Annotated in this window: 25 protein-coding genes; all 25 read left to right on the forward strand. The window is 66.5% G+C overall.

Features of this window, described 5'->3' with window-relative positions; translation table 11 throughout:
- Positions 1–4: 4 nt before the first annotated feature.
- The 25 genes from EBH09_RS21880 to map all read left to right on the forward strand — a co-directional run bounded on the left by EBH09_RS21880 (position 5) and on the right by map (position 13,900).
- Positions 5–430 carry a hypothetical protein gene (locus EBH09_RS21880; RefSeq protein WP_121748659.1) on the forward strand — a complete coding sequence of 142 codons (426 nt, stop codon included), beginning with the start codon at positions 5–7 and terminating at the stop codon, positions 428–430.
- A gap of 474 nt (positions 431–904) precedes the next feature.
- A complete protein-coding gene (gene rpsJ / locus EBH09_RS21885) occupies positions 905–1,213 on the forward strand; it encodes a 30S ribosomal protein S10 (protein WP_003948644.1) in 309 nt (102 codons plus the stop codon).
- A 16-nt stretch (positions 1,214–1,229) separates the two neighbouring features.
- On the forward strand, positions 1,230–1,874 hold the full coding sequence (rplC, locus tag EBH09_RS21890) for a 50S ribosomal protein L3 (protein WP_121748660.1): 645 nt from the start codon (positions 1,230–1,232) through the stop codon (positions 1,872–1,874).
- Positions 1,875–1,882: 8 nt separating this feature from the next.
- Positions 1,883–2,539, forward strand: a complete 657-nt coding sequence (gene rplD, locus EBH09_RS21895; protein WP_121748661.1) for a 50S ribosomal protein L4 — start codon at positions 1,883–1,885, stop codon at positions 2,537–2,539.
- Positions 2,539–2,958, forward strand: coding sequence for a 50S ribosomal protein L23 (gene rplW / locus EBH09_RS21900; RefSeq protein ID WP_003974265.1), 420 nt, complete (start codon positions 2,539–2,541; stop codon positions 2,956–2,958). The genes rplD and rplW overlap by 1 nt, the downstream gene beginning before the upstream one ends.
- A gap of 40 nt (positions 2,959–2,998) precedes the next feature.
- A complete protein-coding gene (gene rplB, locus EBH09_RS21905; RefSeq protein WP_019329639.1) occupies positions 2,999–3,835 on the forward strand; it encodes a 50S ribosomal protein L2 in 837 nt (278 codons plus the stop codon).
- Between the two features lie 12 nt (positions 3,836–3,847).
- Positions 3,848–4,129, forward strand: coding sequence for a 30S ribosomal protein S19 (gene rpsS / locus EBH09_RS21910; protein ID WP_055418366.1), 282 nt, complete (start codon positions 3,848–3,850; stop codon positions 4,127–4,129).
- Positions 4,130–4,173: 44 nt separating this feature from the next.
- Positions 4,174–4,521 carry a 50S ribosomal protein L22 gene (rplV, locus tag EBH09_RS21915; RefSeq protein ID WP_030619142.1) on the forward strand — a complete coding sequence of 116 codons (348 nt, stop codon included), beginning with the start codon at positions 4,174–4,176 and terminating at the stop codon, positions 4,519–4,521.
- Positions 4,521–5,360 (forward strand): 30S ribosomal protein S3, encoded by an 840-nt coding sequence (rpsC, locus tag EBH09_RS21920; RefSeq protein WP_121748662.1) that lies wholly within the window; start codon positions 4,521–4,523, stop codon positions 5,358–5,360. The genes rplV and rpsC overlap by 1 nt, the downstream gene beginning before the upstream one ends.
- 5 nt (positions 5,361–5,365) lie before the next feature.
- Positions 5,366–5,785: a 50S ribosomal protein L16 gene (gene rplP / locus EBH09_RS21925; RefSeq protein ID WP_004927269.1), complete on the forward strand. Its 420-nt coding sequence runs from the start codon at positions 5,366–5,368 to the stop codon at positions 5,783–5,785.
- Positions 5,785–6,009, forward strand: a complete 225-nt coding sequence (rpmC, locus tag EBH09_RS21930; protein WP_003998824.1) for a 50S ribosomal protein L29 — start codon at positions 5,785–5,787, stop codon at positions 6,007–6,009. The genes rplP and rpmC overlap by 1 nt, the downstream gene beginning before the upstream one ends.
- Positions 6,009–6,296: a 30S ribosomal protein S17 gene (gene rpsQ / locus EBH09_RS21935; protein ID WP_055418364.1), complete on the forward strand. Its 288-nt coding sequence runs from the start codon at positions 6,009–6,011 to the stop codon at positions 6,294–6,296. Before rpmC ends, rpsQ begins: the two co-directional genes overlap by 1 nt.
- 132 nt (positions 6,297–6,428) lie before the next feature.
- The gene (gene rplN / locus EBH09_RS21940) at positions 6,429–6,797 is read left to right on the forward strand and encodes a 50S ribosomal protein L14 (protein ID WP_003974257.1); all 369 of its coding nucleotides are present in this window, start codon (positions 6,429–6,431) and stop codon (positions 6,795–6,797) included.
- A gap of 2 nt (positions 6,798–6,799) precedes the next feature.
- Entirely contained in the window at positions 6,800–7,123 is a 324-nt protein-coding gene (rplX, locus tag EBH09_RS21945) for a 50S ribosomal protein L24 (RefSeq protein WP_003974256.1), read from the forward strand.
- A complete protein-coding gene (gene rplE / locus EBH09_RS21950; RefSeq protein ID WP_003974255.1) occupies positions 7,123–7,680 on the forward strand; it encodes a 50S ribosomal protein L5 in 558 nt (185 codons plus the stop codon). Before rplX ends, rplE begins: the two co-directional genes overlap by 1 nt.
- Before the next feature lie 5 nt (positions 7,681–7,685).
- Positions 7,686–7,871, forward strand: coding sequence for a type Z 30S ribosomal protein S14 (locus tag EBH09_RS21955; RefSeq protein WP_003948630.1), 186 nt, complete (start codon positions 7,686–7,688; stop codon positions 7,869–7,871).
- Between the two features lie 209 nt (positions 7,872–8,080).
- Entirely contained in the window at positions 8,081–8,479 is a 399-nt protein-coding gene (rpsH, locus tag EBH09_RS21965; RefSeq protein WP_026248232.1) for a 30S ribosomal protein S8, read from the forward strand.
- A gap of 24 nt (positions 8,480–8,503) precedes the next feature.
- Positions 8,504–9,043 (forward strand): 50S ribosomal protein L6, encoded by a 540-nt coding sequence (rplF, locus tag EBH09_RS21970; RefSeq protein ID WP_003974253.1) that lies wholly within the window; start codon positions 8,504–8,506, stop codon positions 9,041–9,043.
- Between the two features lie 3 nt (positions 9,044–9,046).
- Complete coding sequence (gene rplR, locus EBH09_RS21975) at positions 9,047–9,430, forward strand: 50S ribosomal protein L18 (RefSeq protein ID WP_121748663.1); 384 nt, start codon at positions 9,047–9,049, stop codon at positions 9,428–9,430.
- A gap of 43 nt (positions 9,431–9,473) precedes the next feature.
- Complete coding sequence (gene rpsE, locus EBH09_RS21980; RefSeq protein WP_004927232.1) at positions 9,474–10,079, forward strand: 30S ribosomal protein S5; 606 nt, start codon at positions 9,474–9,476, stop codon at positions 10,077–10,079.
- 2 nt (positions 10,080–10,081) lie between these two features.
- Positions 10,082–10,264, forward strand: a complete 183-nt coding sequence (gene rpmD / locus EBH09_RS21985) for a 50S ribosomal protein L30 (protein ID WP_003974250.1) — start codon at positions 10,082–10,084, stop codon at positions 10,262–10,264.
- Between the two features lie 2 nt (positions 10,265–10,266).
- Positions 10,267–10,722, forward strand: coding sequence for a 50S ribosomal protein L15 (rplO, locus tag EBH09_RS21990; RefSeq protein ID WP_043381011.1), 456 nt, complete (start codon positions 10,267–10,269; stop codon positions 10,720–10,722).
- 242 nt (positions 10,723–10,964) lie between these two features.
- On the forward strand, positions 10,965–12,278 hold the full coding sequence (gene secY, locus EBH09_RS21995; protein ID WP_121748664.1) for a preprotein translocase subunit SecY: 1,314 nt from the start codon (positions 10,965–10,967) through the stop codon (positions 12,276–12,278).
- Positions 12,278–12,931 (forward strand): adenylate kinase, encoded by a 654-nt coding sequence (locus EBH09_RS22000; RefSeq protein WP_121748665.1) that lies wholly within the window; start codon positions 12,278–12,280, stop codon positions 12,929–12,931. The genes secY and EBH09_RS22000 overlap by 1 nt, the downstream gene beginning before the upstream one ends.
- A 132-nt stretch (positions 12,932–13,063) precedes the next feature.
- Positions 13,064–13,900 carry a type I methionyl aminopeptidase gene (map, locus tag EBH09_RS22005; protein ID WP_121748666.1) on the forward strand — a complete coding sequence of 279 codons (837 nt, stop codon included), beginning with the start codon at positions 13,064–13,066 and terminating at the stop codon, positions 13,898–13,900.
- The last annotated feature ends 87 nt before the right edge of the window (positions 13,901–13,987 follow it).

The following is a 13,987-nucleotide window of genomic DNA, read 5'->3' on the forward strand; positions in this document are numbered from 1 at the left end:
AGTAATGGACGAGAGGATCGAATCCCGCCTGCGGAGTGCCGGCTTTGACGTGCTGGGCATGTACGGGGGGCAGGACGGGCCGACGGTCACGGAAGTGTTCCGCGAAGTGGTGCACATTGATGCCGAACCCGTCGAGCGCATCCGGCGGGGTGACGCCCAAGCGAGCCGGGTCGTCGACGAGCGGTGGAGAGCACGTGCCCGGGCCGGAGGGCTTGTGGCCGATGACGGTTCGTTCCTGGCCGCCGCCGGCATGGAGCTGGGGTGGGTTCGGGTGAGGCTGACCGAACGCACATCGATCTCGGCCATGGAGGACCAGCCGGGGGAACTTCTCTTCATCGCCAGGTCGCTCAGCGGCCACCTCGCCCTCGCCGCCAGCGCCGAGGGGGGCGAGTACTGGCTCCTGGAAGCGGAGTTTCGGAAGGTACTCTGACCAGCTTCCTCGCGGACGGTTCGGCGGCAGGTACTTACGGTGACCTTTCGGCTGTGAACGGCACTCGCGTTTGATCTCCGCTACTCCCGGGGTACAGTCATCCGCCCCGATTCGCCAGCCCCCCACCCCGTATGGCAGACTAACGGGGTTGCTCGGTCGAGTGCCGATGCTGCGCGCCTCCCGCCGGGAGGACCGGAAGCGAGTCCCACAGTACTCGTCGCCCCTGATCAGGGGCGGACGTACGGGAATCTTCCGGGAAGTGTCAGCGGGGTGCAGACCAGGCACCCGGTGGGCCTCTCGCCCCCGGTCCGCGGTTCCGGAAGGGCCCGCACTCCCCGTGCAGGGAAGTCCCGAAGAGGGACATCCATGTCAGCGAGAGTGCGACACGCCCGACCGCGTGGGTCGGAGGGGGAGTGGAATGACAAGGGATCACCGGGTCCAGAGCGTTTCGAGAGACAGGACTACTGAGTAGCCATGGCGGGACAGAAGATCCGCATCCGGCTCAAGGCCTACGACCACGAGGTCATCGACTCTTCGGCGAAGAAGATCGTCGAGACGGTGACTCGCACTGGTGCGTCGGTCGCGGGCCCGGTGCCGCTGCCCACTGAGAAGAACGTGTACTGCGTCATCAAGTCGCCGCACAAGTACAAGGACTCGCGCGAGCACTTCGAGATGCGCACGCACAAGCGCCTGATCGACATCCTCGACCCGACCCCCAAGACCGTTGACTCTCTGATGCGACTCGACCTCCCGGCCGGTGTCGACATCGAGATCAAGCTCTGAGGGCGGTGATCTGAAGATGACCAAGCAGATCAAGGGCATCCTGGGCGAGAAGCTCGGCATGACGCAGGTGTGGGACGAGAACAACCGTGTTGTTCCGGTCACCGTCGTCAAGGCCGGCCCCAACGTCGTCACCCAGGTCCGCACGAACGACGTCGACGGCTACGAGTCCGTCCAGATCGCGTTCGGCGAGATCGACCCGCGCAAGGTGAACAAGCCCCTCAAGGGCCACTTCGCCAAGGCCGACGTCACCCCCCGCCGCCACCTCGTCGAGATCCGCACGGCCGACGCCGCCGAGTACACGCTCGGTCAGGAAGTCACCGCCGAGGTCTTCGAGTCCGGCGTGAAGGTCGACGTCACCGGCAAGAGCAAGGGCAAGGGCTTCGCCGGTGTCATGAAGCGTCACAACTTCAAGGGCCTCGGCGCCGGACACGGCACCCAGCGCAAGCACCGCTCCCCCGGTTCCATCGGTGGCTGCGCCACCCCGGGCCGCGTGTTCAAGGGCCTCCGCATGGCCGGCCGCATGGGCAACGAGCGGGTCACCACCCAGAACCTGACCGTCCACGCCGTTGACGCGGAGAAGGGTCTGCTGCTCATCAAGGGCGCGGTTCCCGGTCCGAACGGCGGCCTCGTCCTGGTCCGCACTGCGGCCAAGGGGGCCTGAGGTAACCGATGAGCACTGTTGACATCCTTTCGCCTGCCGGCGAGAAGACCGGAAGCGTCGAGCTCCCCGCGGAGATCTTCGGCGTGGAGAAGATCAGCATCCCGCTGATCCACCAGGTCGTCGTCGCGCAGAACGCCGCTGCCCGCCAGGGCACGCACAAGACCAAGCGTCGCGGCGAGGTCCGTGGTGGCGGCAAGAAGCCGTACCGCCAGAAGGGCACCGGCCGCGCCCGCCAGGGTTCGACCCGTGCGCCGCAGTTCGCCGGCGGTGGCGTCGTCCACGGCCCGCAGCCGCGTGACTACTCGCAGCGGACCCCGAAGAAGATGAAGGCCGCGGCCCTGCGCCACGCCCTCACCGACCGGGCCCGCCACGACCGCATCCACGTCGTCACCGGCGTCATCGAGGGCGACAACCCGTCCACGAAGGCCGCCCGGACGCTGTTCGGCAAGATCTCGGAGCGCAAGAACCTGCTCCTGGTCGTCGACCGCGCCGACGAGGCCGCGTGGCTGTCCGCCCGCAACCTGCCCCAGATCCACATCCTGGAGCCGGGCCAGCTGAACACGTACGACGTTCTCGTCTCGGACGACGTGGTCTTCACCCAGGCCGCCTTCGAGTCCTTCGTGTCCGGCCCCAAGGCTGCTGACACCGAAGGGAGCGAAGCCTGATGGCTACGCGTCACCCGAGCATCGCCTCCAAGGCGGCCAAGGCCGCCAAGGCAGCGCGCGTCGCCAAGGCGCGTCGCCACGAGGCCGAGGGCAAGAACACCGTCGTCACCCCGGCCAGCAAGGCGTTCACGGACCCCCGTGACGTGCTGCTGAAGCCGGTCGTCTCCGAGAAGAGCTACGCGCTCCTCGACGAGAACAAGTACACGTTCGTCGTCGCGCCGGGCTCCAACAAGACCCAGATCAAGGAGGCCGTCCAGGCGGTCTTCTCGGTCAAGGTCACCGGCGTCAACACGATCAACCGCCAGGGCAAGCGCAAGCGGACCCGCACCGGCTTCGGCAAGCGTGCCGACAGCAAGCGCGCGATCGTGACCCTTGCCGAGGGCGACCGTATCGACATCTTCGGCGGTCCGACCTCCTGACGGAGGTCCGGATCGTCCGGAATCGGACGAGGACTGAGAAATGGGAATCCGCAAGTACAAGCCGACTACGCCGGGCCGTCGTGGCTCCAGCGTCGCCGACTTCGTCGAGGTCACGCGGTCCACGCCGGAGAAGTCGCTGGTCCGCCCGCTGCACAGCAAGGGCGGCCGTAACAACGCCGGTCGTGTGACCGTTCGCCACCAGGGTGGCGGACACAAGCGCGCCTACCGCGTGATCGACTTCCGTCGTCACGACAAGGACGGCGTGCCGGCGAAGGTCGCGCACATCGAGTACGACCCCAACCGCACCGCGCGCATCGCGCTGCTGCACTACGCCGACGGCGAGAAGCGCTACATCCTCGCCCCGCGCAACCTGCAGCAGGGTGACCGCGTCGAGAACGGTCCCGGGGCCGACATCAAGCCGGGCAACAACCTGGCGCTCCGCAACATCCCGGTCGGTACCACGATCCACGCGATCGAGCTCCGTCCCGGTGGCGGTGCCAAGTTCGCCCGCTCCGCCGGTGCCTCCGTGCAGCTGCTCGCGAAGGAGGGCCAGATGGCCCACCTGCGCATGCCGTCCGGAGAGATCCGCCTGGTCGACGTGCGCTGCCGCGCCACCGTCGGCGAGGTCGGCAACGCCGAGCAGAGCAACATCAACTGGGGCAAGGCGGGCCGCAAGCGGTGGCTGGGCGTTCGCCCGACCGTCCGTGGTGTGGTCATGAACCCGGTGGACCACCCGCACGGTGGTGGTGAGGGCCGGACCTCCGGTGGTCGCCACCCTGTGTCCCCGTGGGGCAAGAAGGAAGGCCGTACTCGTTCGCCCAAGAAGGCGTCGAACAAGTACATCGTCCGCCGCCGCAAGACGAACAAGAAGCGCTAAGGACGGGTTGAGATGCCTCGTAGCTTGAAGAAGGGACCCTTCGTCGACGACCACCTGATCAAGAAGGTGGACACGCAGAACGAAGCCGGTTCCAAGAACGTCATCAAGACCTGGTCCCGTCGCTCGATGATCGTCCCGGCGATGCTCGGCCACACGATCGCGGTGCACAACGGCAAGACCCACATCCCGGTGTTTGTCACCGAGTCCATGGTCGGCCACAAGCTCGGCGAGTTCTCGCCGACGCGCACCTTCCGGGGTCACGTCAAGGACGACCGGAAGTCGAAGCGCCGCTAGTCAGCGGGGTGTGAAAGATCATGACAAACACTGAAGGGACAACCATGGAAGCCAGGGCCCAGGCGCGGTACATCCGCGTCACGCCCATGAAGGCCCGCCGCGTGGTGGACCTCATCCGTGGCATGGATGCCACGGAGGCTCAGGCGGTCCTGCGTTTCGCCCCGCAGGCCGCGAGCGTGCCGGTCGGCAAGGTGCTGGACAGCGCCATTGCCAACGCCGCGCACAACTACGACCACACCGACGCCGACAGCCTCGTCATTTCCGAGGCCTACGTCGACGAGGGCCCGACCCTGAAGCGGTTCCGTCCGCGCGCCCAGGGCCGCGCCTACCGGATCCGCAAGCGGACCAGCCACATCACCGTGGTCGTCAGCAGCAAGGAAGGAACCCGGTAATGGGCCAGAAGGTAAACCCGCACGGGTTCCGGCTCGGTGTCACGACCGACTTCAAGTCGCGTTGGTACGCCGACAAGCTGTACAAGGACTACGTCAAGGAAGACGTCGCCATCCGTCGGATGATGACGTCCGGCATGGAGCGCGCCGGCATCTCGAAGGTTGAGATCGAGCGCACCCGTGACCGCGTGCGGGTGGACATCCACACCGCTCGTCCGGGCATCGTCATCGGCCGCCGCGGCGCCGAGGCCGACCGCATCCGCGGTGACCTGGAGAAGCTGACCGGCAAGCAGGTCCAGCTGAACATCCTCGAGGTCAAGAGCCCGGAGACGGACGCTCAGCTGGTGGCCCAGGCCGTCGCCGAGCAGCTGTCCTCCCGCGTCTCCTTCCGTCGTGCCATGCGCAAGAGCATGCAGGGCACGATGAAGGCCGGCGCCAAGGGCATCAAGATCCAGTGCGGTGGCCGCCTCGGTGGCGCCGAGATGTCCCGCTCGGAGTTCTACCGCGAGGGCCGTGTGCCCCTGCACACGCTCCGCGCGAACGTGGACTACGGCTTCTTCGAGGCCAAGACGACCTTCGGCCGCATCGGTGTGAAGGTCTGGATCTACAAGGGCGACGTCAAGAACATCGCCGAGGTCCGCGCCGAGAACGCCGCTGCCCGCGCCGGCAACCGCCCGGCCCGTGGTGGCAACGACCGCCCGGCCCGTGGTGGCCGCGGTGGCGAGCGTGGCGGTCGCGGTCGCAAGCCGCAGCAGCAGTCCGCGCCGGCTGCCGAGGCCCCCAAGGCCGAGGCTCCCGCCGCCGCTGCCGCTCCGGCTGAGAGCACCGGAACGGAGGCCTGACCGAAATGCTGATCCCCCGTAGGGTCAAGCACCGCAAGCAGCACCACCCGAAGCGCCGTGGTCAGGCCAAGGGCGGTACGACGGTTGCGTTCGGCGAGTACGGCATTCAGGCCCTCACGCCGGCGTACGTGACCAACCGCCAGATCGAGGCGGCCCGTATCGCGATGACCCGCCACATCAAGCGTGGCGGCAAGGTCTGGATCAACATCTACCCGGACCGCCCGCTCACGAAGAAGCCGGCCGAGACCCGCATGGGTTCCGGTAAGGGTTCCCCCGAGTGGTGGATCGCGAACGTGCACCCGGGCCGGGTCATGTTCGAGCTGTCCTACCCCAACGAGAAGATCGCCCGTGAGGCGCTGACTCGTGCGGCCCACAAGCTGCCGATGAAGTGCCGGATCGTCAAGCGCGAGGCAGGTGAAGCGTGATGTCGGCCGGTACCAAGGCGTCCGAGCTGCGCGAACTGGGTGACGAGGAGCTTCTGGCGAAGCTCCGCGAAGCCAAGGAAGAGCTGTTCAACCTCCGCTTCCAGGCGGCGACGGGTCAGCTCGAGAACCACGGTCGGCTCAAGGCCGTCCGCAAGGACATCGCGCGGATCTACACCCTGATGCGTGAGCGCGAGCTGGGCATCGAGACGGTGGAGAGCGCCTGATGAGCGAGAGCAACGTGACTGAAGAGACGAAGGCCGGCCGCGGCTTCCGCAAGACCCGTCAGGGTCTTGTCGTCAGCGACAAGATGGACAAGACCGTCGTCGTCGCCGTCGAGGACCGCGTGACCCACGCGCTGTACGGCAAGGTCATCCGCCGTACCAACAAGCTCAAGGCTCACGACGAGCAGAACGCCGCGGGCGTCGGCGACCGTGTCCTCCTCATGGAGACCCGGCCGCTGTCCGCGACGAAGCGCTGGCGCGTCGTCGAGGTCCTCGAGAAGGCCAAGTAGGTAATTCGCGCAAGCGAATTCCAAAAGATCCGCCCTGCGGGCAAACCCGCAGGGCAGTTCCGCCAGGCTCGGCGAGAAGCGTGAAGCACTCACGCTTCTCGCCGGGAACCGGCAGACAATCAGGAGATAGACGTGATCCAGCAGGAGTCGCGGCTTCGTGTCGCCGACAACACGGGTGCGAAGGAAATTCTCACCATCCGTGTGCTCGGTGGCTCGGGCCGCCGCTACGCGGGTATCGGTGACGTCATCGTCGCCACCGTCAAGGACGCGATCCCCGGTGGCAACGTGAAGAAGGGTGACGTCGTCAAGGCGGTCATCGTTCGCACCGTCAAGGAGCGCCGCCGTCCGGACGGCTCGTACATCCGCTTCGACGAGAACGCCGCCGTCATTCTGAAGAACGACGGCGACCCTCGTGGCACCCGTATCTTCGGCCCGGTGGGCCGTGAGCTGCGCGAGAAGAAGTTCATGAAGATCATCTCCCTCGCGCCGGAGGTGCTGTGAGCATGAAGATCAAGAAGGGCGACCTGGTCCAGGTCATCACCGGTAAGGACAAGGGCAAGCAGGGCAAGGTCATCGCGGCCTTCCCCCGTGAGGACCGTGTCCTGGTCGAGGGTGTCAACCGGGTCAAGAAGCACACCAAGGCCGGGCCGACCGCTCGCGGTTCGCAGGCCGGCGGCATCGTGACCACCGAGGCCCCGATCCACGTCTCCAACGTCCAGCTGGTCGTGGAGAAGGACGGCAACAAGGTCGTCACGCGCGTCGGTTACCGCTTCGACGACGAGGGCAACAAGGTTCGCGTTGCCAAGCGGACGGGTGAGGACATCTGATGGCTACCACCACCACTCCGCGTCTGAAGACGAAGTACCGCGAGGAGATCGCGGGCAAGCTGCGTGAGGAGTTCTCGTACGAGAACGTCATGCAGATCCCCGGCCTCGTCAAGATCGTGGTCAACATGGGTGTGGGCGACGCCGCCCGCGACTCCAAGCTGATCGAGGGCGCCATCCGCGACCTCACCACGATCACCGGTCAGAAGCCGGCCGTCACCAAGGCCCGCAAGTCCATCGCGCAGTTCAAGCTGCGTGAGGGCCAGCCGATCGGTGCCCACGTCACGCTCCGTGGCGACCGCATGTGGGAGTTCCTGGACCGCACCCTGTCGCTCGCGCTGCCGCGCATCCGCGACTTCCGTGGTCTGTCCCCCAAGCAGTTCGACGGCCGTGGCAACTACACCTTCGGTCTCACCGAGCAGGTCATGTTCCACGAGATCGACCAGGACAAGATCGACCGCACCCGGGGTATGGACATCACCGTGGTGACCACGGCGACCAACGACGCTGAGGGCCGCGCGCTCCTTCGTCACCTCGGCTTCCCCTTCAAGGAGGCGTGAGCGAGATGGCGAAGAAGGCTCTGATTGCCAAGGCTGCTCGCAAGCCCAAGTTCGGTGTTCGTGGCTACACGCGCTGCCAGCGCTGCGGCCGTCCGCACTCCGTGTACCGCAAGTTCGGCCTGTGCCGCGTGTGCCTTCGTGAGATGGCTCACCGTGGCGAGCTGCCGGGCGTGACCAAGAGCTCCTGGTAATCCGGTAATCCCGGGTTATTCAGGCTCTCGGTAAGCATCTGGGTCGGCAGGGGCCCACCCTCGCATGCATTAGGCTTGCGGGGTTGGGCGTCTGCCGCCCGTACGACTTACTACGCCGTAGGTCCACCGCGCCGCACCCGTCCCGTCTCGGATCGGGGAGAGGGATGGCGCACCAGGAAACCCCGGCGAGAGAGGCCGAAGGCCAATTCATGACCATGACTGATCCGATCGCAGACATGCTTACGCGTCTGCGGAACGCGAACTCGGCGTACCACGACTCCGTGACGATGCCGGCGTCCAAGATCAAGTCTCACATCGCGGAGATCCTCCAGCAGGAGGGCTTCATCACGGGCTGGAAGACCGAGGACGCCGAGGTTGGCAAGAACCTCGTCCTCGAGCTGAAGTTCGGCCCGAACCGTGAGCGCTCCATCGCGGGTATCAAGCGGATCTCCAAGCCCGGTCTCCGGGTGTACGCGAAGTCCACCAACCTGCCCAAGGTGCTGGGTGGCCTCGGCGTGGCGATCATCTCCACGTCGCACGGGCTCCTCACCGACAAGCAGGCCGGCAAGAAGGGCGTGGGTGGGGAAGTCCTCGCCTACGTCTGGTAGCGGAAGGGAACGGAGGAAACAGCTATGTCGCGCATCGGCAAGCTCCCCATCGCGGTTCCCGCCGGCGTGGACGTCACCATCGACGGCCGTACGGTTTCGGTCAAGGGCCCGAAGGGCTCGCTGACTCACACCGTCGTGGCGCCGATCGACATCGCCAAGGGTGAGGACGGCGTTCTGAACGTCACCCGCCCCAACGACGAGCGTCAGAGCAAGGCCCTGCACGGCCTGTCCCGCACGCTGGTGGCGAACATGATCACCGGCGTGACCCAGGGTTACGTGAAGAAGCTCGAGATCAGCGGTGTCGGTTACCGCGTGCTCGCCAAGGGTTCGAACCTGGAGTTCTCCCTCGGCTACAGCCACCCGATCCTGGTCGAGGCCCCCGAGGGCATCACCTTCAAGGTGGAGAACCCGACCCACTTCTCGGTCGAGGGCATCGACAAGCAGAAGGTCGGCGAGGTTGCGGCCAACATCCGCAAGCTGCGCAAGCCTGACCCGTACAAGGCCAAGGGCGTCAAGTACGAGGGCGAAGTCATCCGCCGCAAGGTCGGAAAGGCGGGTAAGTAAGCCATGGCATACGGACAGAAGATCCTCAAGGGCGACGCATACAAGCGCGCCGCGATCAAGCGCCGTCACATCCGGATTCGCAAGAATCTCTCGGGTACGGCGGAGCGTCCCCGTCTGGTCGTTACCCGCTCGAACCGTCACATCGTGGCCCAGGTGATCGACGACCTCAAGGGTCACACCCTTGCGTCGGCGTCCACCCTGGACACCTCGATCCGTGGCGGCGAGGCCGACAAGTCGGCGCAGGCCAAGCAGGTCGGCGCCCTGGTCGCCGAGCGTGCCAAGGCCGCGGGTGTCGAGGCCGTGGTCTTCGACCGCGGTGGCAACCAGTACGCCGGGCGCATCGCCGCCCTGGCGGACGCCGCCCGCGAAGCCGGTCTGAAGTTCTGACCCGGTTCCGTATCGCTAGCGGAAACAGAGAGAGGTAATTCCAATGGCTGGACCCCAGCGCCGCGGTGGCGGTGCCGGTGGCGGCGAGCGGCGGGACCGGAAGGGCCGTGACGGCGGCGCAGCTGCCGCCGAGAAGACCGCTTACGTTGAGCGCGTCGTCGCGATCAACCGCGTCGCCAAGGTTGTGAAGGGTGGTCGTCGCTTCAGCTTCACCGCGCTGGTCGTGGTGGGCGACGGTGACGGCACCGTGGGTGTCGGTTACGGCAAGGCCAAGGAGGTGCCGGCCGCCATCGCCAAGGGTGTTGAGGAGGCCAAGAAGCACTTCTTCAAGGTCCCCCGTATCCAGGGCACCATCCCGCACCCCATCCAGGGTGAGAAGGCTGCCGGCGTCGTGCTGCTCAAGCCCGCGTCCCCGGGTACCGGTGTTATCGCCGGTGGTCCGGTGCGTGCCGTGCTCGAGTGCGCCGGTATTCACGATGTGCTGTCGAAGTCTCTCGGCTCCGACAACCAGATCAACATCGTGCACGCGACCGTGGAGGCCCTCAAGGGCCTGCAGCGTCCCGAGGAGATCGCGGCCCGCCGTGGTCTGCCGCTCGAGGACGTCGCCCCCGCGGCTCTTCTCCGTGCACGTGCCGGGGCGGGTGCGTAATCATGGCGCAGCTCAAGATTACGCAGGTCAAGTCCTACATCGGCAGCAAGCAGAACCACCGTGACACCCTGCGTTCCCTTGGTCTCAAGGGGATCAACACGCAGGTCGTCAAGGAGGACCGCCCCGAGTTCCGCGGCATGGTGCACACCGTCCGCCACCTCGTGACGGTCGAGGAGGTCGACTGATCATGGGTGAGCAGAACCCGCTCAAGATCCACAACCTCCGTCCCGCCCCGGGCGCCAAGACCGCCAAGACCCGTGTCGGTCGTGGTGAGGCGTCGAAGGGTAAGACGGCCGGTCGTGGTACCAAGGGTACGAAGGCCCGTTACCAGGTTCCGGAGCGCTTCGAGGGTGGCCAGATGCCCCTCCACATGCGTCTCCCGAAGCTGAAGGGCTTCAAGAACCCGTTCAAGACCGAGTTCCAGGTCGTGAACCTCGACAAGCTGGCCGCGCTCTACCCCGAGGGTGGCGAGGTCACCGTCGAGGGTCTGGTGGCCAAGGGTGCCGTTCGCAAGAACAGCCTCGTCAAGGTCCTCGGCCAGGGCGAGATCTCCGTGGCGCTGCAGGTGACGGTCGACGCCGTCTCCGGCTCCGCCAAGGAGAAGATCACCGCCGCCGGCGGTACCGTCACCGAGCTCGTCTGAACTACTCAGGCGTGTCGATGACATGAGCGATCCCAACCGGGGATGCCCCACAAAAGGGGTATCCCCGGTTGGTCGTTCCAAGGGAAGTGCTCCCGCCGGTAAGGTGGCCTGCGCTGCCCTCTTTCACGGGTGCGTCACATGGGGCACCCTGGGCGGCAGTTGACCGTTACTTACTTAGTCGTCAGTCGAATCCTCAAGACCGTCACCCTTGACGCAGTAGCGCGGGGGTCGCAGGAGGCACCGTGCTCACCGCGTTCGCCCGGGCGTTCAAGACGCCCGACCTGCGCAAGAAGCTGCTCTTCACGCTCGGCATCATCGTGGTCTACCGGCTTGGTACCCACATCCCCATCCCAGGCGTCGATTACAAGAACGTCCAGGAGTGTGTGGACCAGGCGTCCGGCAACCAGGGCCTCTTCGGTCTGGTGAACATGTTCAGCGGCGGCGCCCTGCTGCAGATCACGGTCTTCGCGCTCGGCATCATGCCGTACATCACGGCGAGCATCATTCTGCAGCTGCTGACCGTGGTCATCCCGCGCCTGGAAGCCCTGAAGAAGGAGGGCCAGGCGGGCACGGCGAAGATCACGCAATACACCCGCTACCTGACCATCGCGCTCGCCATCCTCCAGGGCACCGGCCTGGTGGCCACCGCCCGCAGTGGCGCCCTGTTCTCCGGCTGCACCGTCGCCGGTCAGATCGTCCCCGACCAGGCGATCTTCACCACGATCGTCATGGTGGTCACCATGACCGCCGGCACGGCCACCGTCATGTGGCTCGGCGAGCTGATCACCGACCGCGGTGTCGGCAACGGCATGTCGATCCTGATGTTCATCTCGATCGCCGCGACGTTCCCGTCCGCGCTGTGGGCCATCAAGACGGAGGGCGAGCTGGCGGACGGCTGGATCGAGTTCGGCATCGTCATGCTGGTCGGCTTCGTCATGGTCGGCCTGGTCGTCTTCGTGGAGCAGGCGCAGCGCCGCATCCCGGTGCAGTACGCGAAGCGCATGATCGGCCGCCGTTCCTACGGTGGTACGTCGACGTACATCCCGCTCAAGGTGAACCAGGCGGGCATCATCCCCGTCATCTTCGCCTCGTCGCTGCTCTACATCCCGGCGCTGATCGTCCAGTTCTCCGGCTCGACCGCGGGCTGGGCCACCTGGATCCAGAAGAACCTGGCCGACCCCGAGGCGGCGTCGCACATCGTCCTGTACTTCCTCCTGATCGTGTTCTTCGCCTTCTTCTACGTGGCGATCTCGTTCAACCCCGAGGAAGTCGCGGACAACATGAAGAAGTATGGTGGGTTCATCCCGGGCATCCGGGCTGGCCGACCGACCGCTGAGTATCTGAGCTACGTACTCAACCGGATCACCTGGCCGGGTTCGCTGTATCTGGGCCTGATCTCTCTCGTACCGACAATGGCGTTGGCCGGTTTCGGGGCAAACCAGAACTTCCCGTTCGGCGGGACCAGCATCCTCATCATCGTGGGTGTGGGTCTTGAGACGGTGAAGCAGATCGAGAGCCAGCTCCAGCAGCGCAATTACGAAGGGTTCCTCCGCTGATGCGAATCGTCCTCGTCGGGCCGCCGGGTGCCGGTAAGGGAACGCAGGCCACCCGCCTTGCCGAGACGCTGCACATTCCGCACATCTCCACGGGTGACCTGTTCCGCGCCAACATCAGCCGGCAGACGGAGCTGGGCAAGCTCGCCAAGTCGTACATGGACGCAGGCAACCTCGTACCGGACGAGGTGACCATCGCCATGGCGAAGGACCGCATGGAGCAGCCCGACGCCGAGGGCGGCTTCCTGCTGGACGGCTTCCCGCGCAACGTCTCCCAGGCCGAGGCTCTGGACGAGCTCCTCGAGACCGAGGACATGAAGCTCGACGCGGTGCTGGACCTGGAGGCCCCGGAGGACGAGGTCGTCAAGCGGATCGCCGGCCGGCGCGTCTGCCGCAACGACTCCGCCCATGTCTTCCACGTGGCGTACACGCCGCCGAAGAAGGAGGGCGTCTGCGACGTCTGCGGCGGCGAGCTGTACCAGCGGGACGACGACTCCGAGGAGACGGTCCGCAGGCGGCTCGAGGTCTACCACACGCAGACCGAGCCGATCATCGACTACTACAAGGCGCAGGGCCTGGTCGTCACCATCGCGGCGACCGGACCGGTGGCCGAGGTCACCCGCCGTGCGCTGGAGGCGCTCAAGCGCGACCAGTAGTTCTTCCAGTCAGGCTGCAGCCGCGGTCCCTCGCTCAGGGGCCGCGGCTGTGCTGTGGGGTGGGGCCGGTCCCTGCCCCGTATCGTTGGAAGCGTTTCCCTTACTCTCCGGTCCAGAAAGGCCGCAGTCCCCATGGTGCAGATCAAGAGCCCCGAGCAGATCGCCAAGATGCGTGAGGCGGGGCTGGTCGTCGCCGCCATCCACGCGGCCACGCGCGAGGCGGCCGTGCCCGGCGCCACGACCAAGGACCTGGACCAGGTCGCCCGCAAGGTGCTCACGGAGTACAACGCCAAGCCGAACTTCCTCGGCTACGGCGGCTTCCCGGCGACCATCTGCACGTCCGTGAACGAGGTCGTCGTCCACGGCATCCCGTCCGACGACGTCGTCCTCAAGGACGGCGACGTCATCTCCATCGACTGCGGCGCGATCATCGACGGCTGGCACGGCGACGCCGCGTACACGGCCTTCGTGGGCTCCGGTCACTCCCCGGAGCTGGTCGAGCTGTCCAGGGTGACCGAGGAGTCGATGTGGGCGGGCATCGCGGCCATGAAGCAGGGCAACCGGCTCGTCGACGTCTCCCGGGCCATCGAGACGTACATCCGCCGCCAGCCGAAGCCCGGCGGCGGCAAGTACGGGATCATCGAGGAGTACGGGGGCCACGGCATCGGCACCGAGATGCACATGGACCCGCACCTGCTGAACTACGTCGACCGCCGGCGCGGCAAGGGCCCCAAGCTGGTCCCCGGCTTCTGCCTGGCCATCGAGCCGATGGTGTCCCTCGGCACCCCGCGCACCGAGGTCCTCGAGGACGACTGGACGGTCATCACGACGGACGGCACCTGGTCCTCCCACTGGGAGCACTCGGTGGCCCTCACGGAACAGGGCCCGCTGGTCCTGACGTCCCCCGACGGCGGTAGGGCGAAGCTGGCGGAGCTGGGCGTCACGGCGGCGCCGGACCCGCTGGCCTGACCGGGCCCCGCGCCCACGACGGCCGGTCGGAGGCCGGCCCGGCCCTTCGAGGCTTGCGATGCGCGCCCCTGGCGCCGAGCCCGCGAG

The sequence above is a fragment of the Streptomyces sp. E2N166 genome, from assembly GCF_003671715.1.
Lineage (GTDB): Bacteria > Actinomycetota > Actinomycetes > Streptomycetales > Streptomycetaceae > Streptomyces > Streptomyces thinghirensis.